The 25,261-nt window shown below is 40.0% G+C and carries 24 protein-coding genes, 1 pseudogene and 1 riboswitch; of the genes and pseudogenes, 18 read left to right on the forward strand and 7 right to left on the reverse strand.

Annotated elements, in window-relative coordinates:
* Positions 1–271: 271 nt before the first annotated feature.
* The 10 genes from LQ203_RS20780 to LQ203_RS20825 all read left to right on the forward strand — a co-directional run bounded on the left by LQ203_RS20780 (position 272) and on the right by LQ203_RS20825 (position 10,128).
* A complete protein-coding gene (locus tag LQ203_RS20780) occupies positions 272–1,111 on the forward strand; it encodes a YitT family protein (RefSeq protein ID WP_230160927.1) in 840 nt (279 codons plus the stop codon).
* Between the two features lie 164 nt (positions 1,112–1,275).
* Positions 1,276–1,461 carry a hypothetical protein gene (locus LQ203_RS20785; RefSeq protein ID WP_230160929.1) on the forward strand — a complete coding sequence of 62 codons (186 nt, stop codon included), beginning with the start codon at positions 1,276–1,278 and terminating at the stop codon, positions 1,459–1,461.
* Positions 1,462–1,832: 371 nt separating this feature from the next.
* Entirely contained in the window at positions 1,833–3,125 is a 1,293-nt protein-coding gene (locus LQ203_RS20790) for an extracellular solute-binding protein (RefSeq protein WP_230160931.1), read from the forward strand.
* Between the two features lie 182 nt (positions 3,126–3,307).
* The gene (locus LQ203_RS20795; RefSeq protein ID WP_230160933.1) at positions 3,308–4,168 is read left to right on the forward strand and encodes a sugar ABC transporter permease; all 861 of its coding nucleotides are present in this window, start codon (positions 3,308–3,310) and stop codon (positions 4,166–4,168) included.
* Positions 4,168–4,986 carry a carbohydrate ABC transporter permease gene (locus LQ203_RS20800; protein WP_230160935.1) on the forward strand — a complete coding sequence of 273 codons (819 nt, stop codon included), beginning with the start codon at positions 4,168–4,170 and terminating at the stop codon, positions 4,984–4,986. Before LQ203_RS20795 ends, LQ203_RS20800 begins: the two co-directional genes overlap by 1 nt.
* A 53-nt stretch (positions 4,987–5,039) precedes the next feature.
* Positions 5,040–6,074, forward strand: coding sequence for a LacI family DNA-binding transcriptional regulator (locus LQ203_RS20805; RefSeq protein WP_230160937.1), 1,035 nt, complete (start codon positions 5,040–5,042; stop codon positions 6,072–6,074).
* Positions 6,075–6,307: 233 nt separating this feature from the next.
* Complete coding sequence (locus tag LQ203_RS20810) at positions 6,308–7,039, forward strand: ThuA domain-containing protein (protein ID WP_230160939.1); 732 nt, start codon at positions 6,308–6,310, stop codon at positions 7,037–7,039.
* 13 nt (positions 7,040–7,052) lie between these two features.
* Positions 7,053–8,075, forward strand: coding sequence for a Gfo/Idh/MocA family oxidoreductase (locus LQ203_RS20815; RefSeq protein ID WP_230160942.1), 1,023 nt, complete (start codon positions 7,053–7,055; stop codon positions 8,073–8,075).
* A 17-nt stretch (positions 8,076–8,092) separates the two neighbouring features.
* Positions 8,093–9,133, forward strand: coding sequence for a Gfo/Idh/MocA family oxidoreductase (locus LQ203_RS20820; RefSeq protein WP_230160943.1), 1,041 nt, complete (start codon positions 8,093–8,095; stop codon positions 9,131–9,133).
* Positions 9,134–9,159: 26 nt separating this feature from the next.
* Positions 9,160–10,128, forward strand: a complete 969-nt coding sequence (locus LQ203_RS20825) for a sugar phosphate isomerase/epimerase (protein WP_230160945.1) — start codon at positions 9,160–9,162, stop codon at positions 10,126–10,128.
* A gap of 226 nt (positions 10,129–10,354) precedes the next feature.
* Here LQ203_RS20825 and LQ203_RS20830 read toward each other — a convergent pair whose 3' ends face one another.
* The 6 genes from LQ203_RS20830 to LQ203_RS20855 all read right to left on the reverse strand — a co-directional run bounded on the left by LQ203_RS20830 (position 10,355) and on the right by LQ203_RS20855 (position 14,692).
* Positions 10,355–10,738, reverse strand: a complete 384-nt coding sequence (locus LQ203_RS20830; protein WP_230160947.1) for a hypothetical protein — start codon at positions 10,736–10,738, stop codon at positions 10,355–10,357.
* Between the two features lie 650 nt (positions 10,739–11,388).
* Positions 11,389–12,096 carry a 23S rRNA pseudouridine(2604) synthase RluF gene (gene rluF / locus LQ203_RS20835; protein WP_230160949.1) on the reverse strand — a complete coding sequence of 236 codons (708 nt, stop codon included), beginning with the start codon at positions 12,094–12,096 and terminating at the stop codon, positions 11,389–11,391.
* 101 nt (positions 12,097–12,197) lie between these two features.
* Positions 12,198–13,106, reverse strand: a complete 909-nt coding sequence (locus LQ203_RS20840; protein ID WP_230160951.1) for a DMT family transporter — start codon at positions 13,104–13,106, stop codon at positions 12,198–12,200.
* Between the two features lie 193 nt (positions 13,107–13,299).
* Positions 13,300–14,232 carry an aldo/keto reductase gene (locus LQ203_RS20845; protein WP_230160953.1) on the reverse strand — a complete coding sequence of 311 codons (933 nt, stop codon included), beginning with the start codon at positions 14,230–14,232 and terminating at the stop codon, positions 13,300–13,302.
* 126 nt (positions 14,233–14,358) lie between these two features.
* The gene (locus tag LQ203_RS20850; protein WP_230160971.1) at positions 14,359–14,544 is read right to left on the reverse strand and encodes a hypothetical protein; all 186 of its coding nucleotides are present in this window, start codon (positions 14,542–14,544) and stop codon (positions 14,359–14,361) included.
* On the reverse strand, positions 14,486–14,692 hold the full coding sequence (locus tag LQ203_RS20855; protein ID WP_356714977.1) for a branched-chain amino acid transport system II carrier protein: 207 nt from the start codon (positions 14,690–14,692) through the stop codon (positions 14,486–14,488). Before LQ203_RS20855 ends, LQ203_RS20850 begins: the two co-directional genes overlap by 59 nt.
* 215 nt (positions 14,693–14,907) lie before the next feature.
* Here LQ203_RS20855 and LQ203_RS20860 point away from each other — a divergent pair, with 215 nt between their 5' ends.
* From LQ203_RS20860 to LQ203_RS20890, 8 genes and pseudogenes are all read left to right on the forward strand, one after another.
* Positions 14,908–15,081: a hypothetical protein gene (locus LQ203_RS20860; protein ID WP_164468807.1), complete on the forward strand. Its 174-nt coding sequence runs from the start codon at positions 14,908–14,910 to the stop codon at positions 15,079–15,081.
* A 467-nt stretch (positions 15,082–15,548) separates the two neighbouring features.
* Positions 15,549–18,290, forward strand: coding sequence for a GTPase domain-containing protein (locus LQ203_RS20865; protein ID WP_230160955.1), 2,742 nt, complete (start codon positions 15,549–15,551; stop codon positions 18,288–18,290).
* Positions 18,291–18,387: 97 nt separating this feature from the next.
* Positions 18,388–18,493, forward strand: a riboswitch (SAM riboswitch).
* A gap of 115 nt (positions 18,494–18,608) precedes the next feature.
* Positions 18,609–19,721, forward strand: coding sequence for a sugar ABC transporter substrate-binding protein (locus LQ203_RS20870; RefSeq protein WP_230160957.1), 1,113 nt, complete (start codon positions 18,609–18,611; stop codon positions 19,719–19,721).
* A 55-nt stretch (positions 19,722–19,776) separates the two neighbouring features.
* Positions 19,777–21,279, forward strand: a complete 1,503-nt coding sequence (locus LQ203_RS20875) for a sugar ABC transporter ATP-binding protein (RefSeq protein ID WP_230160959.1) — start codon at positions 19,777–19,779, stop codon at positions 21,277–21,279.
* 1 nt (position 21,280) lies between these two features.
* Positions 21,281–22,285 carry an ABC transporter permease gene (locus LQ203_RS20880; protein ID WP_230160961.1) on the forward strand — a complete coding sequence of 335 codons (1,005 nt, stop codon included), beginning with the start codon at positions 21,281–21,283 and terminating at the stop codon, positions 22,283–22,285.
* A gap of 399 nt (positions 22,286–22,684) precedes the next feature.
* A pseudogene (locus LQ203_RS27725) lies at positions 22,685–22,819 on the forward strand (hypothetical protein); the annotation flags it as partial.
* Positions 22,820–23,065: 246 nt separating this feature from the next.
* Positions 23,066–24,049, forward strand: coding sequence for a ketoacyl-ACP synthase III (locus LQ203_RS20885; protein WP_230160963.1), 984 nt, complete (start codon positions 23,066–23,068; stop codon positions 24,047–24,049).
* Between the two features lie 561 nt (positions 24,050–24,610).
* A complete protein-coding gene (locus LQ203_RS20890) occupies positions 24,611–25,063 on the forward strand; it encodes a helix-turn-helix transcriptional regulator (protein ID WP_230160965.1) in 453 nt (150 codons plus the stop codon).
* Positions 25,064–25,171: 108 nt separating this feature from the next.
* On the opposite strand, the gene LQ203_RS20895 is transcribed toward LQ203_RS20890, so the two are convergent.
* Positions 25,172–25,261, reverse strand: a 90-nt coding sequence (locus LQ203_RS20895) for an IS3 family transposase (protein ID WP_230156708.1), incomplete at its 5' end; no start/stop codon positions are given.

Consider the following 25,261-nt stretch of genomic DNA (forward strand, 5'->3'; position numbering starts at 1 on the left):
GAAAACTCGTGGAACGAAAGAAGACAACTATCATCTGCGTGCTGGTTGGTTCTATTAAACCATCAGGCTAGAAATAGGATTACACTTTAGCCATTATCGGAAAAAGGCTACTGTCGAATTTGAATACCGTTGTTTTAGGCATCTTCTTGGGAGAGTCTTTTTATAATTCCTGCAAATCTTTGAAGGAATAAGTGGAATTCCATGTTACTATAGAGCAGTGAAATTACCCATTTTCTTTCACATTAACAATACTTAAAGGCAGGTAATAATTATGAAAAAGATTTCTTTAGATGTTTTCTTTATATTAATAGGAGCTTTTATTTTCGCTTTGGCAATAAATCTGTTTGTTATTCCTAATGAACTCGGTGAGGGAGGAGTCACGGGGATAACGATTATTTTATTTTATCTATTTGAATGGTCACCAGGGCTGTTAAGCTTGATCATTAATGCTTTCCTGCTTATTGTCGGCTATAAATATTTGTCGAAAATGACGACGATTTATACAATCGTTGCCGTTGCATTCAATTCGCTTTTCCTCCATTTAACCGAAAGTTGGACTATATCTTCAAATGAATTGGTCATCAATGCAATATTTGGCGGGGTTTTTGCCGGTGCCGGAATTGGGATAATCATTCGAGTTGGTGGTACGACTGCCGGTACAACAATCCTAGCCCGAATTACGAATAAATATTTGGGATGGAGCTTAAGTTATGGACTTCTGTTTTTCGATTTAATCGTTGCGTTCTCATCTTATTTCATCATTGGTGCAGAAGGTCTCATGCTTACGATCCTTATGCTTTATATTGGAACGAAAACGATGGAGTTCATCATTGAAGGATTGAATCCGAAAAAAGCGATTACCATCATTTCAAAAGAAGCGGATCAGATTGCAAAACAAGTAACCGTATTGATGGACCGAGGGGTCACTGTATTTAGCGGTCATGGATACTATACAAAAGAATCCAAGGAAATTTTATATATTGTTATAAGTAAGCAAGAGGTACTCAAGTTAAAAAGAATTGTGAAGTCAACGGATAGCAATGCTTTTATAGCCATTCATGATGTTCGGGATGTATTTGGTGAAGGATTCCTGGATATTTCGAAGTCATGATGTGATTTATAAGATGCCGGATTGATTTAGTAAATGAAGAAGCCTATGGGCTTTTTTATTTTGCACAATGAAAAAAATCTGTTAATTCAGAATAATTTGTTATATTATGTAAGTGAGATACCACACCCTGAGGAGTGCAGCCATTAAATATGGAGGTGTCCAAGATGATCCTTTTAAAAGTGGATGACAGGAAGTTTGGGAAAAGCAATATCAAGTACAGTGTAGTTGATAAAGAAACGGATGAATTGATCATTAGCGGTGTGTTTGAAGAGTTTGGACAAGCAAGCGATAAATATTACGAATTGAAGGATGAATATGGTTCATCCAATGTGAAGATGGTATTGAAATGAAATGAGGGGGACCGTGGGGTTTCCCTCTTTTCGTTCGTAACTTTAGGCATGAAAAAAGGCCAGTACGATAAATTTAATTTTATGATCGGATATAGGAATAATAAAAGGTTTCTGAATCATATAATTAGGTTGAGAAGGTTCTTAATAACCTTTTTTTACAATATACTACAATTTTATTGTAAAGTTTGGAATTTGGTGGTAACATTAAGCGCATAAATGTAAACGTTTGCAAAAATCTTTGGTGAGGAGGTGATGTAAAAGAGAAGGGATAGACTATGAATATAATAGATTGAAAGCTTTTATTTTATTATTTTATGCAAACGTTTTCTTAAAATTGCATGAATCTTATGAAAAAGGGAGAGTCGGTAGGCATGAAGCGTAAAAAATGGTACGGGGGAATCTTTTCTGTTTTATTAATTTTTAGTGTTATTTTGGCTGGATGCTCTTCTTCTACTGGTGGAGACGGCGACTCTAAGGATAAAGTGACGCTGGATATATTTCAATTCAAGGTAGAATTCAAGTCGCAATTCGAGACTTTGGCAAAACAATATGAAAAAGAAAATCCGGATGTGAAGATCAAGGTATCGACAGTCGGCGGTGGAAATGATTATAAATCAGCCATTACGGCAAAGTTTGCATCCGGTGAGGAACCAGCGGTTTTTAACATTGGCGGACCTGTTGATGTTAAACAATATAAAGATAGATTATTAGATTTAAAGGACACGAAGGCAGCGAAATCTGCACTTGATGGTACTTTGGATGGCGTGGAAGAGGACGGGCAGGTACTTGGACTTCCTTTTAACCAAGAGGGCTACGGCTTGATTTATAACAAACGGATTTTTAAAGAAGCCGGAATCAATCCAGAAGAAATCACTAGTTATTCAACTCTAGAAGCGGCCGTCAAGAAAATGGATTCACAGAAAGATAAATTGAAAATCGATGCAGTATTCGCTTATCCAGTTAAGGAGAAGTGGGTGACAGGAAACCATTTATCCAATGTGTTTTTAGCTCCAGAGTTTGATGGGAATGTGTTAGAAGCAAGTAAGTCTCCAACGATTAAATTTACTGATGGTGACAAGTTTAAGCAACTGGTCGATATCCAAAATAAATATTCCGTCCAGCCGACAGCAAGTCTTGATTACTCGCAACAAGTGGAAGAGCTGTTCTCACTTGAAAAGGTTGCCATCATTCAGCAAGGGAACTGGGTGTATAACACAGTGTATGATATGGATCCTGAGTTAGCTGAAAAAGGCATCGGAATCATCCCAATTCCTAATGGAGAAACTGCTACAGGCATGCCAGTCGGCGTACCGAACTATTGGGCAGTAAACAAGAAATCGGATGAAAAGGTACAGGAAGAAGCGAAGAAGTTCCTCGACTGGCTGTATACATCTGAAGAAGGAAAAAAAGCTGTTTTGGAAGACTTCAAATTCATTCCTGCTTATGAAGGATATGATGTAGAAAAAATTGCCGATCCAATTTCAAAAGAAATTTATAAGTACTCCCAGGAAGGAAACACGACTGGCTGGGTGTTTAATGGATATCCTGTTGGTTGGAACGATGATCTTGGAGCAAGTGTCCAAAAATATGTAACTGGTAAGTTGACATGGGAGGAACTTGTTCAACAAAATATTGAAAATTGGGAAAAGATTCATAGCAAATAATTGTTCGGAATGGAAAATGACCAATCGGCATGAAAAGTGTGTCGATTGGTTGTTCCTTAATTATAAGAAATTCGCTAGGGGAATTGTCCCGAATAACACATTCTCATTTTGCAAACCTAGTCATCATCGATGATTATAAAGCTGTTCACTAAATTATTTTTTTCAAAAGGAGGTCGGTTTCGTTGAGAAATCGGGATGCCGCATATTGGCTGTTTTTGACACCTGTTCTTGCTGCACTCATTTTGGTGGTGATCATACCACTCATCTACGGTTTTTATTATTCCTTTACGAATTGGAACGGTCTTGGGACTCCAGACTTCATCGGACTTAAGCATTATTTGGACTTGTTTACGGATAAAGGGTTCCTGGATACGTTTTGGTTCACCATTAAATTTTCCGTAGCTGCCATTGTGGTAATCAATATCATCGGATTAAGTTTGGCTCTTATCGTGACATCGAAAATTAAATCAAGCAACATACTTCGCACGGTTTTCTTTATGCCCAATTTAATTGGCGGTTTGATTCTCGGTTTTATTTGGCAGTTCATTTTCATTAAGGTCTTCGGTGCAATTGGTGATTTAACAGGCATAGAAGCATTTAATGGATGGTTATCAACGACGGATACAGGTTTTTGGGGATTGATCATCTTAACGTCTTGGCAAATGGCCGGATATATCATGATCATCTATATTGCTTATCTGCAGGCTGTTCCAGAAGACTTGATTGAAGCAGCAAAAATTGATGGCGCCAACAGCTTTCAACGTTTTCGTCATATTACTTTCCCGCTTGTGGCACCGGCTTTCACCGTCAGTTTGTTTTTGACGTTGTCCCACTCGTTCAAGATCTATGATCAAAATCTTTCTTTAACGAACGGAGCTCCCTATAATTCAACTGAAATGGTCGCGATGAATATCGTAAAATCCGCTTTTACCGAAAATGATATGGCATATGCGCAGGCAAAAGCCGTTATATTTTTCGTCATTGTGGCGGTAGTTTCACTAACACAAGTGTATATCAATAAGAAACGGGAGGTTGAGCTGTAATGAGGGACAAATGGAAATTGTGGCTGATTGGATTCATCGGATTCATTTTGGCTATATTATGGCTCACTCCGTTTTATTTAATGATTGTCAATGCTTTCAAAATGAAGCGGGATATATTTGCCGATACACTGGGACTGCCTGAAACCTGGACATTCGAAAACTTCATTCAAGCGTTCGAGCAATTGGATTTCCTCCGGACTTTATTCAATTCCTTATTGATTTCGGGCGTGAGTGTAGTCATCATCATCATCTTTTCTGCGATGGCAGCATATGCTCTTTCACGAAACAAAAGTAAAATAAGTTCCTTGCTTTTCTTTGTGTTTGTGGCAGCCATGTTGATTCCGTTTCAGTCTGTGATGATACCTCTTGTTGCCCAATTCGGAAAGCTTGGCATGCTGAACAAGGCCGGACTGATTTTCATGTATTTAGGCTTTGGCTGCAGCCTTTCCATATTCTTATACCATGGAACCTTAAAAGGGATTCCCATCTCGCTCGATGAAGCGGCAAAAATTGATGGTGCTAATCGGTTTCAAGTATTTTGGTATATCATCTTTCCATTACTAAAACCGATGTCCATTACAGTGGGGATCTTAAATGTCATTTGGATTTGGAATGACTACTTGCTGCCATCCCTTGTTATTGGTGGCGCGGGATCTGAGACCATTCCGCTTAAATTATTCTTCTTCTTCGGGCAATATACGAAACAATGGCATCTAGCCTTGGCTGGACTTACTTTATCCATCATTCCAGTCATCATTGCGTATTTTTTTGCTCAAAGGCAAATTATCAAAGGAATTGCAGATGGAGCCGTTAAATAACTATTTAAATATAGGGAATATTAAACCATGTGCGGTTAAAGAGGGTGATGAATATGTCTGTTACAATAAAGGACGTTGCCAAAAAAGCGAATGTCGCTCCATCAACGGTATCGCGTGTAATCCATAACAGCCCGACAATCAGTGAAAAGACAAAGCGTAAGGTTCGCAAGGTATTGAAGGAAATGGGCTATCATATGAACGAAAATGCCCGGAATTTAGTCACGAAATCCACTAAGGCCATTGGAATCGTCATGAAAAGTTCAGCAAGGGAATCGCTTTACAATCCCTTTTTTCCAGAAGTGATCCGAGGCATCGGGGATTTTTGCAATAAAGAGGGGTACAGTCTTTCTCTGACAACCGGTGAAACGGAGGATGCCATCTTTGAGGATGTAGTGAAAATGGTCCAGGGCAGAAGAGTGGACGGAATGATTGTTTTGTACTCGAAAAAGGACGATAAAGTGGTGCCGTATTTATTAAAGCACGGCTTTCCATTTGTTTTGATAGGGAAGCCAAGTACGAACATGAGCGGCATCACATTCATAGATAATGATAATGTTCAAGCCGCCAGGGAATTATCGGAGTTTGTAATCAGTCTTGGACATCAGCGAATCGCCTTTTTAGGAGGCAGTCCTGAGTTTGAGGTGATTTCTGACCGCTTGACGGGGTTTCAACAAGCGATGGAACAGGCCGGGTTAGAGGTGCCTCAGGAATATATCAAATTAATCCCTTTAAATCGAACAGATGGAATAAAGGCCATTGACGATTTGCTGGAATTAAGGGAGGCCCCGACCGCTTTTTTGGTTATGGATCTATTATTGGGTGTTCTTTTGCTCGGAGTGTTAGCGGAAAAGAACCTGAAAGTACCACAGCAAATAAGCGTCGTCTGTTTTAATCATTCAGAATTCATAGAGTTCTTAAGTACGCCGCTGACAACCGTTGATATCCACACGTATCAGTTAGGATATGAGGCTGCAAAATGCGTATTCGATTTAATTGCAAATCCCGAAATGATGGAAAAAAGCATTATGATCCCTACCAAAATCATCAAGCGGGAGTCGCATTTTGCTGCTAAAAAGGAAATTAAATGAAAATTGTAGAAATGTTTTACTAATTAAAGCTTGATTTTTGCTAACATAAATTTACAATAAAGATTATCACTATTCTTTTTAAACATTCATACTTTTATGAAGTCATTAAGTATGTTCTTATAAACGACTGGAATTTGATCATTCCTAACGCAAACGTTTGCGTTTAGGATAAAGAGGGATTAGTTAAATATACAGAGCAAGTAGCCTACAACTTAATATGGAGGAGATTGTTCATGAGGGTTCTAGTATGGAATGAGTTTCGCCACGAGAAAAAAAAACCTGAGGTTGCCGAATTATATCCAGAAGGAATCCATGTGGCCATTGCCGGCTTTTTACAAAGTGAAAAGGTTGTGGTGAAGACGGCCACTCTCGACGAAGAAGAGCATGGGCTGACGGAAGAAGTACTGAAAGAAACCGATGTACTTCTTTGGTGGGGTCATGTGGCACATGATGAAGTTCAGGATGAAATCGTTACAAGGGTTCACAAGCGAGTACTCGAGGGAATGGGTCTCATCGTCCTCCATTCTGGTCATTTCTCAAAAATCTTCAAACAATTAATGGGCACGACTTGTGATTTAAAATGGCGGGTGGCGGATGAAAAGGAACGGCTCTGGGTTGTCGATCCCAGTCACCCGATCGTTGAAGGTATTGGAGAATATATAGAGCTTGAAAAGGAAGAGATGTACGGGGAACATTTCGATATCCCTGCACCAGATCAATTATTATTCGTCAGTTGGTTTGAAGGCGGGGAGATATTCAGAAGCGGTTGCACGTATCAACGAGGAAAAGGAAGGATTTTCTATTTCCGTCCCGGTCATGAAACATATCCTACTTACCATAATCCGGAGATACAACGGGTAATCAAGAATGCCGTTGATTGGGTCAAGCCGAAATTCGGAATGGTAACGACGAACTATGGGAAAGCCGAACCGTTGGAATCCATCTCAGGTAAAGAGCTGAAGTGAAGGAGAGAGCAGAATGGGCAAAGTGAAGGTAGGAGTCATTGGATGCGGTAGCATTGCAAAAAATAGGCATTTTCCGGAGTATGATGCACATCAGGAAACAGAGATCATTGCTGTATGTGATATTGTGCCAGACCGGGCGAATGCAGCAGCACAAAGGTATGGAGCGCAAGCATATACTGATTATATAGAACTTTTGAAGAATGAGGAGATTGAAGCGATCAGTGTATGTACACCGAATTACTTGCATGCACGCATCACAATTGCGGCCTTGGAAGCAGGTAAGCACGTACTTTGTGAAAAACCAATGGCTACTTCTTTAGATGACGCTGAAAAAATGAATGAAGCCGCAGTGAAAAGCGGCAAAATCTTGATGATAGGTCATAATCAGCGTTTTGTTCCCTCACATCAAAAAGCGAAACAGCTTATTGAGAGTGGGGAGCTAGGAAAGATCTATAGCTTCCGGACGGCGTTTGGACATTCCGGACCAGAAACCTGGAGCATAGACGGACGGGAAAGCTGGTTTTTTAAAAAGGATCAGGCAGTCATTGGTGCAATGGGCGATTTAGGCGTTCATAAAGCTGATTTGTTAAGGTATATCCTTGGAGAGGAATTTGTTGAAGTGGGAGCCTTTGTGGAAACGACTGCCAAGAAAAATACAGACGTTGATGATAGTGCAGCCTGTATCCTCCGAACGGAGAGCGGTATCATTGGTACTCTTACCGCCAGCTGGTCTTATGCAAAAGAAGACAATGCGACGGTCATTTATGCGGAAAAAGCCGTATTGCGCCTTGAAGACGATCCAACATACTCTCTAATCGTCCATCATGATAATGGAAAGACAGAAACCATCCAATTAGGAAGCATCCAGACAAATGACTCTGATGGACAGCATGACTCCGAAGTGATCAGCCACTTTGTAAAATGTGTGTTGGACAATGAGGAGCCTCTTGTCTCAGGAGTTGAAGGATTAAAATCATTAAAAGTCATTCTTGGCGCGATGGAATCAAATGCATCCCGAAAAATCATCCGCTTATAAAGGGGTTAATAATCATCATGTACAAAATAAAAATGGGTATTATCGGTGCTGGCGGAATTGCCCAAAAAAGGCATATTCCAGCTTTTCAAAAATTTCAAGATAAGGTTGTTTTATACGCCATCCAGGATATAGATGAACTGAAGGCAAGAGAAGTTGCACGTGAATTTCATATCGAGAAGGTTTTCACCAATTATGAAGAGATGTTTGCTGAAGTGGATGCTGTTACGATTGCAACGCCAAACAAGTTCCATGCGGAGATTTCCATTGCTGCGCTTCAAGCGGGTGTACATGTGCTATGCGAAAAGCCAATGGCCATTACAACCGAGGAATGTAAGGCAATTACCGAGGCTGCAAACCTATCGGGTAAAGTGCTATCGACTGCGTATCATTACCGCTTCATGAAGGAAGCACAGGCTGCAAAGAAAATGATTCAGGCCGGTGAAATCGGTGAGCCTTATGTAGCGCGTGTACAGGCAATCAGACGCCGAAAAGTCCCTGGATGGGGAGTGTTTACAAGTAAGGAATTGCAAGGCGGGGGAAGCGTAATCGATTACGGCTGCCATTTGCTTGATTTGGCTTTATGGCTGATGGATGATCCAGAACCGATTGAAATCGTAGGTTCGACATATAATTATGTCAGTAAGGGTGTCGATCAGGTCAATCTATGGGGTAATTTCGATGCCTCGGTATTTGAAGTGGATGATCATGCCACCGCATATATCAAATTTGCCAATGGAGCCTCTTTATTATTCGAAACATCCTGGGCCGCGAATATCCGTGAAGAAGCAACGGTTTTGAGTTTATCCGGAACGCAGGGCGGACTTGATGTGTTCCCATTAGTCTTGAATCAGGCTAAGCACGGCATGCTTTTAAATAGTGAGGCAGTATGGATGCCAGGGGAGGATACACCAGACCTGCAACAAGCAGAGAACTTTATTAATAGCTGCCTAGGGTTGGCAGAACCATTAGTAAAACCATCGGAGGCCATGAAAGTTTCGAAAATAATCGAAGCCATTTATCAAAGCTCTGCAAGTGGGAAGGTCATGAGTATAAATTAAAGAAAAGAAAAGGTGAGGTGGGGCTTGTGAAATTAGGGATATTTACAGTGCTATTCGCTCAAAAATCGTTCGAGGATATGCTTGATTATGTGGCTGATTCTGGTTTAAAAACAGTTGAAATCGGTACAGGCGGGTATCCAGGCAATATTCACTGTCCACTCGATGAACTGCTGGAAAGCGAAGAAAAACGCCAAAAATACTTGGAATCCGTTGAATCAAGAGGATTGACGATCAGTGCATTCAGTTGCCATGGCAATCCAATCTCTCCAGATGAAGCATTCGCTAAAGAAAGTGACGAAACACTCATTAAAACAATCAAGCTTGCATCCTTACTGAAGGTCCCGGTCGTCAATACCTTTTCCGGTACAGCTGGTGATCACGAAGGAGCTAAATATCCAAATTGGCCTGTCGCCCCATGGCCGAATGAGTATACAGAAGTGCTTAAATGGCAATGGGAGGAAAAATTGATTCCTTATTGGAAAAACGTAGCGGCCACTGCTGATGCACACAATATAAAAATTGGACTTGAACTGCACGGGGGCTTTCTCGTTCACACACCTTACACCTTGCTGAAACTGCGGGAAGCTACATCGGATGCAATAGGTGCTAACCTTGATCCAAGCCATCTTTGGTGGCAGGGAATCGAGCCGGTCGGAGCCATCAAGATTCTAGGGAAAGCGGGAGCAATCTACCACTTCCATGCTAAAGACACATATCTGGACCAGGATAACATCAATATGTATGGATTGACCGACATGCAGCCATATGGAAATATCCAAAGCCGTGCCTGGAACTTTCGCTCAGTAGGATGCGGCCACAGCCTGCAAGAGTGGTCCGACATCATGAGCGCCCTTCGCACATACGGTTATGATTACGTCGTCAGTATCGAACACGAAGATCCGCTGATGTCAGTTGAAGAAGGATTCCTACGTGCAGTAACCAATTTAAAAACAGTCCTCATCAACGAAAGCCCGACTGACTTATGGTGGGTATAATATAGCCGATAACGAGCAGCCTATTGAAGGTTGCTTTTTATTTTTAGTACTTACACATGAAATCGTGAAATTCACGAGTAAAGTGGTGAAACTCACGAGTAAATCAACGAAATTCACGAGTAAATGATCAAAACTCACGAGTAAAGGCAATATTCGGCTGAAATAAAGCGGAAATGGTTGGTAGGATCCGCAAACTATCGGGAAAATAATGAAAATGAAGAGGGTTTTATAAAAAAAGCGTAACCAAATAAGCAAAATGAAGGGGTTTGAGCTTATTCACGAGTAAAAGTGCAAAATTCACGAGTAAAGTGGTGAAACTCACGAGTAAATCAACGAAATTCACGAGTAAATGATCAAAACTCACGAGTAAAGGCAATATTCGGCTGAAATAAAGCGGAAATGGTTGGTAGGATCCGCAAACTATCGGCAAAATGATGAAAATGAAGAGGGTTTTATAAAAAAGCGTAACCAAATAAGCAAAATGAAGGGGTTTGAGCTTACTCACGAGTAAAAACGCGAAACTCACGAGTAAAGTGGTGGAATTCACGAGTAAAAACGCGAAACTCACGAGTAAAGTGGTGAAATTCACGAGTAAATGATCAAAACTCACGAGTAAAGGCAATATTCGGCTGAAATAAAGCGGAAATGGTTGGTAGGATCCGCAAACTATCAGAAAAATTATGAAAATGAAGAGGGTTTTATAAAAAAAGCGTAACCAAATAAGCAAAAGGAGGGGGTTTGAGCTTATTCACGAGTAAAAGTGCAAAACTCACGAGTAAAGTGGTGGAACTCACGAGTAAATCAACGAAATTCACGAGTAAATGATCAAAACTTACGAGTAAAGGCAATATTCGGCTGAAATAAAGCGGAAATGGTTGGTAGGATCCGTAAACTATCGGCAAAATGATGAAAATGAAGAGGGTTTTATAAAAAACGTAACCAAATAAGCAAAATGAAGGGGTTTGAGCTTACTCACGAGTAAAAACGCGAAACTCACGAGTAAATCAACGAAATTCACGAGTAAATGATCAAAACTCACGAGTAAAGGCAATATTCGGCTGAAATAAAGCAGAAATGGTTGGTAGGATTCGCAAACTATCGGCAAAATGATGAAAATGAAGAGGGTTTTATAAAAGAGGCGTAACCAAATAGGCAAAATGGCGGGGTTTGAGCTTATTCACGAGTAAAAACGCGAAATTCACGAGTAAAGGCATAATGATCGCAAAAAAGATGCCCCCTATATAGGGGGCATCTCATTAATCATCTCTGCCTAGGGGGATAATTCAATTCCGTAAATAGTTCGGTCAATTCATCCTTGGTAAGATCGCGCCATTGTCCGAGTGCCAGTCCGTCCAAATGGATGTTCATGATCCGGATTCGATGCAAATCACGGACTTCATAACCTAGCGCGGAGCACATACGGCGAATTTGTCTGTTCAGACCTTGCATCAAAGTGATGTTAAAAGTATATTTGTTCAGCTGCTTAACCTTGCAAGGAAGTGTTTTCGTATCCAGAATCTCCACGCCGGTTGACATGTCTTGAATGAAAGAGGCGGTAAGAGGCTTATCCACTGTTACGATATATTCCTTTTCATGCTTGTTCTCTGCGCGAAGGATTTCATTTACGATATCACCATCATTAGTAAGCAAAATCAGACCGCTTGAGTCTTTGTCCAGCCGGCCGATATGAAAAATGCGGAGCGGATGATTTACAAAATCAACAATATTTCCTTTAATATGTTTTTCCGTCGTACTAGTGATCCCGATTGGTTTATTCAGGGCAATATATACATTTTGCTGTTCCACTTTTATCGGCTTGCCATCTACACGAACATCATCGCCGGGTTCAGCTTGACTGCCAAGCTCAGCTACAGTGCCATTAATCGTCACACGGCCCTCGGCTATCCATTTATCGGCGCCTCGTCTCGAGGTAATTCCGGATTCACTGATATATTTATTGATCCTCAACTAAAGCACACCTTTACATTCAGATTTTCTTCTTTAAAGGATAACGTAAATCATGCTGCATAGACAAGGGGAAAAGACAAGAAAGCCCTCGGTGATAGATTTCAGGACATTTTTTTCATGGTCTTCGTGACTGCAGGATATTCCTTTTTCTTTTTACTTGTCAGATAGACGCCAGTGAAGACAAGGAGACCGCCCAGGATTTGGACAATGGTAATCGATTGACCTAGAATTAAACTTAGAATGGCGGTAAAGACAGCAATCAAATTCAGAAAAATGCCAGCCTGGCTTGCATTGATGTGACGAAGGGAAATATTCCAGAAAATAAAGGAACCGACGGACGGGAAGATTCCAATATATAAGAGACCTATGATCGCTTGACTGCTTAAATCAAAGCTCAGTCCCGAGCCAATGGCAAATGGAGTGACGAGAATCAATCCGAGAAATACAGAAACGGCTGTGGCTGAAATGATCGGAATGCTTTTCAATTTTTTGCCGATTATCGAATAGAAGGTCCAAACGAGAATCGCCAGGATCATCAATAGGTCGCCTTTATTATAAGTGAGCTGAAAAATTTCCAGAAGATGGCCCTTCGTTAACACCAATAAAACGCCGATTAAAGAAATGATAAGGCCGAGTGCATGATAGGATGTAATTTTCTCCTTTAACAGTAAGGCGGAAAAAAGTACAATTAAAGCAGGGTTAATGGAATTGACAAGAGCTGCATTCATGGAAGTTGTATAGGTCAAAGCCCAATAAAGGAAAAAATTATAACAAATGATACCGAGTACACCCATGACTAATAGTAATTTCCAGGCTTTCCATACACTCCTCCATTGTGGTTTCTCAATCCATTGTGCTAGAGGGAATAATAAGAAAACGGCAATTAGCCATCGGATGAATGTTAGTTGAATCGGGGAAAGCTCGGTCACAACGTATTTTCCGAAAATGTAATTACCGGCCCAGAACAAATTGGCCAATATTAGAAATAAGATGATAGTGGATTTTTTCATGAGGCAGCCTCTTTCCTAATTGATGGAATATTCACTAAATATATCAAAGTTGAAGAACGTAAGCAAAGTACCAAAGGAAGACTTTAATGTTAATAGCCTTTGGGTTAGCACATTTTAAAAAAGGTTCAGGATGACATAGAAAAAAAGGAAAAAGCTGTTCAACTTGAGCTGAACAGCCTTTCCCTATCTACTTTTAAGCGAAAATGGCGCTGATTTCAGCGATTTCATCCATGGTTAGGTGGACATCCAATGCTTTAAAGTTGCGTGTGACTTGTTCTGGCTTTTTCGCTCCGGGAATCAGGACATCTATCGAGTGTCGAGTTAAGTACCAAGCTAGCACCACATCGGCGACATCGGCATTCTTCCTGTTGGCGATCGCTCTTACTTCTTCCACTTTTTGCAGGTTGCTTACGAAGGCCTGTCCTTGGAAAAGCGGACTTTTTGCACGTCCGTCCTCGAATGTGGACTCTTGATTATATTTGCCGCCAAGCAGGCCTGAAGCAAGGGGAAAATAGGGAATGAAGGAGATGTTATTTTCGGCCGTATATGGCAGTAAGTCTTGTTCCGCCCCTCGTTTGAATAAATTGTATTCAGATTGCAGGACATCGACATAGCCGTCTTTATTTGCTTCTTTTAATTGCTCGAATGAAAAGTTGGAAACACCGATTGACTTGATTTTACCTGCATCTTTCAATTCCTTTAAGGCACCTACCGCTTCATCCTTTGGTGTATCTTCATCAGGGAAATGGATGTAGAATAAATCGATGTAATCGGTTTGAAGTCTTCTTAGACTTGAGTCCACTGCGTCTTTCAAAAAAGCGGGAGAGTTATCAAAGACGATATTGCCATCAACGAATTTATGGGCTCCTTTAGTGGCAAGGATTATATCCTCACGTTTGCCGGTCTCTTTTAGGATTTCACCGATAAGTTCTTCGGAACGCTCAGGACCGTAAATGAAAGCTGTATCCCAAAAGTTAATTCCCTGTTCCAATGCCGTTCTTAAAACATTTCTTCCTGTATCCTCGCTTAGATTAGGGAATAGATTATGTCCGCCAATGGCATTCGTGCCAAGGCCAATCGGATTTACATACAAATCTGTTTTACCAATACGGGTTTGCTTAGACATATTACTTCTCATCTCCTTTAACCACATCATAACAAAAAGTGGAAGGTGTTTTCCAAAATAAAGCAATGCAGGACATGCAAAAAGTAAGCAGATGATCTGTAAAATCATCTGCTCACTTCATTATCATCAGGTTTCGATTTCCAACTCCTCTGCAGGAGCTGTTTGTCCGATTTGACTGGACAGAAGGCCAAATGCAGTGCCTGCGAGTGCATGGATGATCCATTCCATACCATAGGCAGAAAAGGGAAGTGCATCACTCATTGCTTGCAAGGGTTCTAAACGTAAGCCGAATGCATTCAGGCCACCTATCAAAGCAAAATACTCCTGTAAAGGTCATTGCACTCCGGTATACCTTTTTTGGGGGGCTGAATCGACGGCTGAGGAATGTCAGGACAATCGTTAATGGAAAAGCCATCACAAGGAATAGTACCGATACTTTTAAAATTTGATTCAGACCCATGAAAGAATGAAACCAACGATTATTACAATCAGAATGACGGTTAGTCAATATAATTTATTATTATTCCTTTTTAAAGAGCAGGAAATTAGTCCCCTGTTGACGAAACTTCCTTTATCCAGGGTGTTTTTTGAATGGGAATCGGATATAACTCCCTATTATCTTTCTAACCGCAACTATATTATAATAGAAGGCAGAACACTAAAGGAGATAACAGTATGTCTGAAAATAAAAAGTTAAGCCTGGCGGATGCAGTCAAACAAAAACTGGCTCAAAAGCAAGCGGGATCAAGTAAAGATAAATTGGAAACGGGCGTTGTGAAGAAAACGAAACAACTTAAAAGCCAGTTGACCAAAAAGCCGAATAACCAACGTAAGCGTACAGGGGTATAATCCTAATTTGTCAAAGGACAACGACTGTTCGGAGCTTATCAGAGAGCAGTTACCTTCTTTGAATGAGGGTACTGCTTTTTTCTATGAACGCAAAAATGGGGATTTAGTAATGGACGAAGTAGATAGTTAACGGGCTGGCTTCTGGGAATTTAGAGGGGGAAAGAATGGTTCGCTCACCTCTATCTGATATGGATAAAAGCAGAAAAAACATATTTTCTCGAATATGGAAATGACATCTCTGTATCGGTTTATTAAAAACATTACATTTCTATTTGTTTCTGTTTTAAAATTGTAAGAGTGTTGACATGTTGTTACCATATTGTTTTGTTAAAATAATATTTTAAGGTTTTATAAATAATTTTCTTAACTAAAGGAAGCTATAAATTGGATGTAAGGTCTTTTAGAAGGCTTATCAAATCAGTGATTATCCTTTAATTGAAAATATGAAATATATCGGGGGAATAAAGATGGACGAACGTCTGATCGGAAAAAAATATTATGAAACGATGATTGAGGATTCCAGGAAGCACCCCATTCAAGCTTTGGGTGAAATGTTTCTCGTGGAACAAAAAAAGGAAAGAGCAGATTTAACGGCAATTCGATTTGCTCAGGGGGAAGTATATTTTCAGCACCACGACTATGAAGCAGCCATTTTTAAATGGGAAAACATAGAAGGGGAACTTGGTTCATGGGCAAAGAAAAACATCGCTGATGCTTATTTTGAACTGGAAATGTATTCAACCGCAGAGGATATCTATAAATCCGTCGATACGAGTGAAACGGTCTTGAAAACAGAAGTTCTTTTGCAACTGTTTTCACTGTACATAGTAGAATCCAGAAATGATCTGGCTTCCAAAGTGGTGAAAGAAGCAGTCGAGTTTCAACCGGACTACCCGAATGTCACGGAAATTGCACGCGCCTTTTTTGAAGAACAAAAGGATTGGAACAGTGCGGTGGTATTGGCGGCGAATGAAAGTATCCGTACAGAATCAATGGGATGGTTCGATGTGCTGAAAACGTATATCCAGCAGGGTGTTGCCCAATCGATGGATCCGGATTATTTTTCAACGGTCCTAGGCTCGCTATACACACTCGACCAGGGGCGTTTCGAAAAGGTGACGGTTGCCCTTTGGAAAAATTATAAATATACGGATTCTTATTTCGAATGGCTAAGAGTGATTAATAACTTGATAGATACCATCGAATTAAACACCGCAGATGTATGGGATGAGCTATCCGTCTATTACCGGGATGCTTATGCAGGTCTGCTTGAAGGAACGCACCTAATCAAAGATTTAAGTCCTGTCGTGCCAAGATTGCTGGAAAACTGGCTGAAAATCGCAGATGGGGAGCTATCGCTGTTTGCAGCGGCATCCGCGTTGTCCTGGAATGAAATCTTCCCGGATACGATCAATGCGCTGGTCATTCAGGATGCAGAAAGTCTGTTAGTGAAATCCCCTAAATTGGGAGGCGGACTGGAAGCGGGGGAAAAATTATTCAATTCCATTATCCAGTGGGCTGATGAGAATGATTTAAGGGTTGGCAATAAGCTTAATTGGATGGTCGAGGGGCTTAAGGATACCGGAAATTTCAATCTTCTACTTGTGGGAAGTACAGGAAATGGCAAGACATCCTTTATTCAGTCAATTGTTGGTGAAAGTATTGCTGCCGAAGATCATTCGTCCCTAGTGAGTGTCAAAGACGGGGATGACTTGGAAATCCTCGAAATTACCGATACAGATCGCAAAGCTGTCATGGAGTTAACTGAATTGGATGAAACACGCCGTCAGCGCGGGACGATTGTCGATGTTACCCTTATCAGTGACTACCTGAGAAATAATCGTCTGCGATTATTGGATACACCGGGGTTCAATGGGGAAATAAGCGTAGAATCCGACTTCCAAAGCTATTTGCATGGCAGTGATGGCCTGATGTTCGTTCTTGATGCCCGGGCGCCATTCACCGGAAGTGAACGGGACCTGTTATTGGAAATTCAAATGATGGCCCCGAAACTTCCGATTCATTTCTTATTAAATAAAATGGATACGATATACAGTGATCAAGTCGCAGTTAGAATGGAAGACGAAACGTGGGATAAAGTGAATGCATACTTCCCAAATGCGAAAGTATTCGCTTTCTCCAAACTTTATGACAGCAAGCAGCAATTGAAGGACCTTTCAGTTTTCCTTCAATCGAATTATCAAGATGATAATTGGAAAGAAAAAAGGTCTGAAAAAATCCTTGCTTTCATCCGTAAAACGTTATCTAACCTGTTAGAAAAACGGGCAGCTAATGAGCGTAAATGTGAGCACTCCATTTCTTGGAATGAACAGATGGAAATCAAACTGAATGGAGCGGTCAATCAACTGGCTGATTTGGAAAAAGAAAAAAGTGAGAATATCATAAGGTCATATCGTTCGCTTAAAGATGAAGTGAAAAATCAACTTTATTCCAAAATTCCTGAATTACTGAGGGATTGTTCTAAATCGTTAACGGAGAGCAGTGATTTCAGTCAGGTCCATATACAGTTAAACCAGGAAATGAATGATCGGATCCAAGCATTCATATCTGATAAAATCATGCCGCAGTATTACCGTTCTCTTCAAGATTGGATTGCCAGTTCCCAAATGGAATTCACACAAAGCCAACAATTTATGGATGAGATGAGTGCTGGTTTCAATGAATTATACAAAGAAGAACGAATTACGCTTGCAGGTGACTTCAGAGTATTGGATGATTGGCGTCGTGATGCCGATCGGATGACAAGCAGTATCCGCATCGATGACGTTAATATCCTTATGCGCAGGACTCCATCACAATTGCTGCTTAAAGGAGCAGGAAAGCTGTTTGGGGCGATACCGCAAAATAAAGCCAATATGTACAATCGTTATAAGAAATACCTGGAAAGTGAAGATTACCTGGATGTTGCTGAGATGATCACGGAACGTTTCCTTACCCAATTCGGGTTGTTTGAAAAATCCCTGGATCGTGACATTTCACTTTTCTATCGCAGTTCATTTGCCTTACTTCAAAAAACAATTGAACAAACGCAGACTGAAATTAAAGACTACCAGGCAGCATTGGAGCATATGAAAGAAAATCCGGAAGTTTACCGTGACCCGATCACTTTGTATGAAGTGAAGTTACGTCAGTTGGAGAGACTTGAAAAAATTGAGAAAAAACGTCTAGCCCAACTGCAAAGAAAATAAAAAATAAACAGAAACATTTCAAATATTCAAAAATCTATTGACTTTATGACTATATCCCGATAAAGTGATAATTACAAAAAACGTATCACAATATATTCTCTTATCAAGAGTGGCGGAGGGACTGGCCCTAAGATGCCCAGCAACCGTTCCATTAGGAATTGGTGCTAAATCCTGCAAAACAGAAATGTTTTGACAGATAAGAGAGGGACAAGTCTGCAAATCAGCTGATTAAACCTCTCTATACTAGAGAGGTTTTTATTTTAGGATTTACACCAACTAGATTGATGCGAATAATAAGATATTTTAGGGGGAAACAAGATGAGAAGGTCTATAAAAGGGGTATTCGTTTCAGCCATCGCTTCAGCTTTGCTATTAACGGGGTGCTCAACAGGGCAGAGTTCTACAGAAGCGAAGAAAGAAGAAAAGGTATCATTTGAAAATGTACCGGAAAGATTTGCTGAAGGGGAAGGAGCCAAAATCAAAGTGATCCGTAAAATTGGCGGAGATGATCATACGGCTCAATACTTAGCTGGAGCGAAGGAAGAAGGAGAAGATTTAGGATTTCAAGTGGATACATATACAGCCAATGGAGATACGGCTAAATTCCATGATGCCATCGCCCAGGCTTTGGAGGAAGATTATGACGGCTATATCATCTCCCATGGGGATGATGCAGCGACAGTGAATGACGTTCAAAAGTTGGTTGATGCAGGTAAAAGCGTTGTCACCTTCGATTCTATTAGTGATCTATCCAAAATAGACGGTGTGACATTAACATCACAGGATGATGAAGCACTGGCAACACTCGCTTTTGATAAATTGATAGAAGAACAAAAAGGTAAAGCTTCAATTGCCTATCTTTGGGTGGATGGTTTCCCTCCAATGGTAAGACGAAACGCAGTCTATCAGGAAAAATTAAAAGAAAATCCTGGGATTAAAGAAGTCGAAAGATTCGGAGTGGCATCAGCTGATACTTCCGTTCAGACACAGAATGCAGTAGCTGCAATGCTGAATAAATACCCTAAAGGAAAATTGGATGCAATATTTGCAACATGGGATGCCTTTGCTATCGGAGCGGCTCGGGCTATTAAAGAAGCAGGCCGGGATGAAGTGAAGATATATGGAATTGATGTATCAAATGCAGATCTTCAGGAAATCCAATCAGCTGAGAGCTCATGGGCCTACACGGCAGCAGTCGATCCCAAATTGATCGGTGCAGTGAATATGAGGTTATTGGCAAAAAAATTAGCGGGAGAAGAAACGCCGCAAACATATGACTTAAAGGCTTCACTAATTTCACAAAAGCAAATCCAAGCTTCAAAAGAAGCGGTAAACATGTCCAATCTATCTGGTATTGTCGATGGCTGGGGTGTATCAGCGGAATTTGAAGAGGATTGGATGAAAGTTTTGAAAGACCATTATAAAAAGTAAAAAGAGGCACTCTCTTTCAGTAGAAGGGAGTGTCTGTTCAATAGGGGGGATGGACATGGGCACACAACTAGAAATGAAGAAGATCTCGATTGAGTTTCCGGGAGTAAAGGCGCTAAGTGAAGTTGATTTTTCTGTACAATCAGGTACAGCACATGCATTGGTCGGTGCAAACGGAGCAGGGAAATCGACGTTAATGAAAGTTTTATCAGGAGCTCATGTTCATTATTCAGGTGATATTTTTTTGAATGGGATGAAGCAGGATATCCGTTCGCCAAAGAAGGCGCAGGAACAAGGCATTCAAATTGTGCATCAGGAAGTAGATACCGCACTGATCCCTAATTTAACGGTTGGGGAAAATGTAATGCTGAATGATATGGTCCAAAACATGGGCAAAAAACAGATGGTCCATTGGAAAGAGCTGCACAACAAAGCCTCTTATATTCTTGATGATATGAAAATTCGTGTCTCTTCGAAAAAGCTGGTAAGAGACCTTACCTTGGCTGAAAAACAGATGGTCCTGATAGCGCGGGCCGTTTCGACAGAATGCAAATTCTTGATTCTCGATGAACCAACTGCTCCGTTAAGTCATACGGAGACGACAGAACTTTTTCGAATTGTAAATGAATTAAAGCAAAAAGATGTGGGAATCATTTTCATTTCCCATCGTCTCCCTGAGATATTTGAAATCTGTGAGGAAATTACGATCATGAGAAATGGAGAGCGTGTCACTTGTCGAAAAATGGAGGAAATCACCCGAACCGAAGTGGTCGAGAGTATGCTCGGGAAAACCATGGATGAGCAGTTCCCTGAAGTGAATTCTTCGATTGGACAGGTTGTACTGGAAGTGAAGGGATTGTCAGATGCAGCGAAAGTTAAAAATGTTAGCCTTCATCTAAAGGCAGGCGAGATAATCGGCTTGGCAGGGCTGGTCGGGGCTGGGAAAACGGAGCTGTGTAAAGCCCTTTTCGGTCATACTTCGATCACAGCGGGTGAAGTCGTCCTGAATGGCCGAAAACTTACTTTGAAATCGCCGCATCATGCAGTGAAAAGCGGACTAGCACTAGTACCGGAGGAACGCAGGAAAGAAGGGGTCCTTGTTCAGGAAACGGTCACGGCAAACTTGACTGCAGCCAGTATCGGCAAATTCTGCAAGTCATTCAGCTTCGTGGATCGTAAGGCCGAAAAAGAAAAAGCGAAAGAACTGATTGCGAGCCTCGGCATTAAAACTCCTTCAGGGGAAGTGAGAGTCGAAAACCTTTCAGGTGGTAACCAGCAAAAAGTTGCCATTGGAAAGTGGCTATTAGCCGATGCGGATGTATATATATTCGATGAACCCACAAAAGGGGTCGATGTTGGAGCTAAGAAGGATATATTCGAATTGATTTCACAGCTTGCGAGAAATGGGAAAGTCATCATATATGCATCATCCGAACTTTCCGAAATCATGGGCATTACCAATCGGACATATGTGTTATATGACGGGAGCACTGTCATCGAATTAGAAACGAGCAAAACCAGCGAAGAAGAACTATTATTCTATTCTACAGGAGGAAAATAGGATGAGCGCACCCATTCCTGTTACACAGACAGCGAAGGCAAAGAAAAAAGTGGACTTGTTCGACTTTTTCTATAAATACGGCACAATATTGACAATCATCATTTTGATTGGAATCTTTACCCTGTCCAATCCATCTTTCATTCAAACTAATAACCTGATTAACATTCTACGTTCCATATCAATCGTTACCATCATTGCGATCGGTATTACGATATCCTTAACGGTGGATGGCTTCGACCTTTCCGTCGGTTCTGTCGCATCATTGGCAAATGCTATCGTTATATCAATGTTCGTCTGGTTGTCTCAGGATACATTGATTGCCATTTTAGCCGCAATCGGTGCTTCAATTGTCGTAGGGGCCTTGAATTCATTCATGATCGTTAAATTGAGAATCCCTGATATGCTGATGACATTGGCTACTATGTTCATTATCCAGGGCATTGCCCTTACCTATACAAAAGGGGCGACGGTTTCGCAAAATATGGTCATGCCCGATGGAACATTTGCAACTGGACTAATCAGCCCGCTTTTCGCGAAAATTGGGCAGGTACCATGGATCATATTGATCATGGCAATCATTGTGATAACGACCCATATCTTTTTGACTTATATGAAGCATGGTCGCTATATGTACATTATTGGGGGAAATAAGGAAGCGGCGAGACTTTCCGGGATATCGGTAAATAAATACAAAGTGCTTGCCTATCTGCTTTCAGCACTACTTGCGGCAATTGGGGGAATTGTCCTTGCTTCAAGGGTCATGACATCAGAAATCAATTCAGGATCCCCCTATTTAATGGATGCTGTTGCAGCAGCCTTCATTGGTTCCTCCGTTTTAGGAGCGGGAAAACCAAATGCCTTTGGAACATTTGTTGGTGCAGTTCTTATCGGAATCCTTCAAAATGGGCTGATCATGATGTCTGTGCCCTATTATGCGATGGATATCGTCAAAGGTACAGTGCTGGCACTTGCGCTCGCGGTAACCTATTACAAACAAAAACACTGAAAATGAATTCGTGACGTTTATACAAAGATTCCTATATGCATGCAATCAAAATAAAAGAGAATCGTGTAATTGTGAATTTCGAATAAATATTGATGGAAATCCTGTTGGACATACAACAGGATTTTTCCTTTTTCAATTAAAGGGGCGGGAGATGGATATATGGTCATCATAACTCATTTAATCCATTGAGGCAGTTGAGTATATCAAAAATGCTTGAAACTTACAGTTATTTATCACGTTATATAGGTAAGAAAGGGTGTGGAATAAAGAGTTTATGGAAGGGATTTTTGTTTTAATTGTGATGATTTTAACTTTAAGGATAATCCTCTTCCTCTTTACTTACATTTTGAATAAATTCTTTAAGCCTTGTTAAGTTCTCTATAAGAACGGGCAGTTTTCTATACTAAAGAAGGAGACGCGATTATTAGTGATATAACATTTAATGCAGAAACGCTGGGAGCGACGAGTGACACGACAAGAGACGAATATGGAGGTAATTCAATTAAACACATCAGTGCAAAACTATCGAAGTGATTAAGAATGAGAACAACCAAGATGAGTATGTTTTAACAGGATGTTCTGGCTACGATATACCTTACTATTTAGGAGCAGAGTCTTCTTATATTATCAATTGCGATCGTTCTTTGTCGTTCAGCTCTTTTTCTTATGGAATTAAAGGGAACGGTTAGTTGCATAAGATTTTTTTTGCTTTATAATTAGTACCAACTATTAATATCAAGTATAAAAATGATGCGAATCATAACACGAGGTGGTTATTCTATGTTCAAATCCAAAGCACGTATTACTGCAATAGGTTCGTATGTTCCAGAAAAAAGGTTAACAAATAAAGACTTAGAAAAAATGGTTGAAACCAATGATGAATGGATTGTTAAACGTACTGGTATTAAAGAACGAAGAATTGCACATGAAGAAGAGTTTACTAGTGATATAAGTTATAAAGCTGTACAGGATTTAATGGAACGGTATGATAAATCTGTCGAAGACGTTGATATGATTATTGTCTGTACCTTTACACCAGATTTCAACACTCCAAGTGTAGCGTCTTTAGTCCAAGCAAAGCTAGGAATTAAGAATACTGGAGCTATTGATTTAAATGCTGCTTGTGCAGGATTTACTTATGGGTTGCATGTAGCTAATGGATTAGTAACATCTGGTTTAAACAAGAAAATTCTTGTTATTGGAGCTGATACTTTATCTAAAATTATGGACTATGAAGATCGGGCCACTTGTATTTTATTTGGAGATGGTGGAGGAGCAGTTCTTGTAGAATACGATGAACAACAACCAAGTTTTATTTCTTCACATTTATATTCGGAAGGAGAAGGCGGAAAAAATTTATATAGTACAAACCTTTCGACACGTATAAATGGTGAAGACTTAAATAATAGTGGTAACCTTGTACAAAATGGACGTGAGGTTTATAAATGGGCTGTTACTACTGTTCCAAAAGGAATGCAAACTGTGATGAAAAATACTGAAATTCATTTGAATGATGTTGATTGGTTTGTTCCGCATAGTGCAAATTTAAGAATGATTGAGTCAATATGTGATAGAAGTGGTTTTCCAATAGAGCGTACATTAAATAGCTTAGTGGAGTATGGAAATACTTCCTCAGCAACCATACCATTATCCTTAGATAAAGGAGTAATTGAAGGAAAACTCAGTAATGGTGAGAAGATTTTATTATATGGTTTCGGTGGTGGTTTAGCTCAAGCTGGATTGCTTATCAATTGGACTCTATAACGCTTTTTCTTCAACTATGGCTGAGTTTAAAGTATAATGCAAAGAAACTTTAGACAAATTATGAGGAAATGATTTCTTCTATAAAGAACCGTTTGTGCTATGCTTTGATTCTCAAATTTATACTCACGGAATCATCCTGAAGAATGGTCAAAGGTCAAAAGCAAAAAATGCTTCGTGAATTTAAACAAGCGGGGATTACACCGATAAAAAAAAGCCTTGTCTATACAAGGCTTTTTTTATTAAAGTCAATTGGTTAATTCTTGATATATGTGTTAGTAAGATGGTTTATTGGATTAAAAAATTATATGATTAAGTAGCTGCTTACATAGCTGCTTTTTTTGTTATATCCAAAGTCTTGGCCACTTTTTTGATGACTGGCTGCAACTTCTTTTTTAGTTTTAACTTTCTACAGCAGTTCCGGAAAATTAAACGGATACCCTTGTTATATCAAGGTTTTCCTCGGTGTCACTCATAAGTTGCATAGTAATGCACTTATTACTATCTTTACTTTGCATAATTCATCTCACAATACTAGGAGTAAGGAAAGGCGATGAACTCACAATGAATTTTAGCGAACGATTAAAAAAAGAACGAGAAAAAAGAAATTGGTCACAAACTGATCTTGCAGAGAAGATTCATGTGAGTCGCCAATCTGTGTCCAAATGGGAAACAGGAAAAAACTATCCAAGTATTGAAGTACTCATTAATTTAAGTGATTTATTTCATATTACGATAGATGAATTATTAAGGAGTGATGAGGAATTGAAAGAAAAAATAATACGAGAAAGTAAGCAGTTAGCATTTCCAAAAAGGAAATTTTTTTTTGATACCGTGTTATTACTAGGAGCATTTTTGTTAGTGTCTAAATTAATTATTTTTGGTCTTAACAAATTTGTTGGCACAGATATTACAATTTTGGAAAGTATGCCAGCTGTGTCGAATTTTTTACCATTAGCTTTGATGGTCATTGGTGGTATTGGTTCAGAATATTTGAAAGATAAATATGTAGATTGAAGGACTTTACCTACGAACATTTCATATATATTCCTTTTAGGAGTCTTATCATAAAAGAACAGAACCTTAGAATTGAAGTGAACCCAAAAAGTTAGACACTTTATTTAATTAGGCAGCCTTGAGGGCATGAATCCGGTAATCTACCGGGCTCATGCCTTTTAATTTTACCTTGATTCGTTGATGATTGTAGTAATGGAT

Source organism: Peribacillus sp. Bi96, assembly GCF_918698115.1.
GTDB lineage: Bacteria > Bacillota > Bacilli > Bacillales > DSM-1321 > Peribacillus.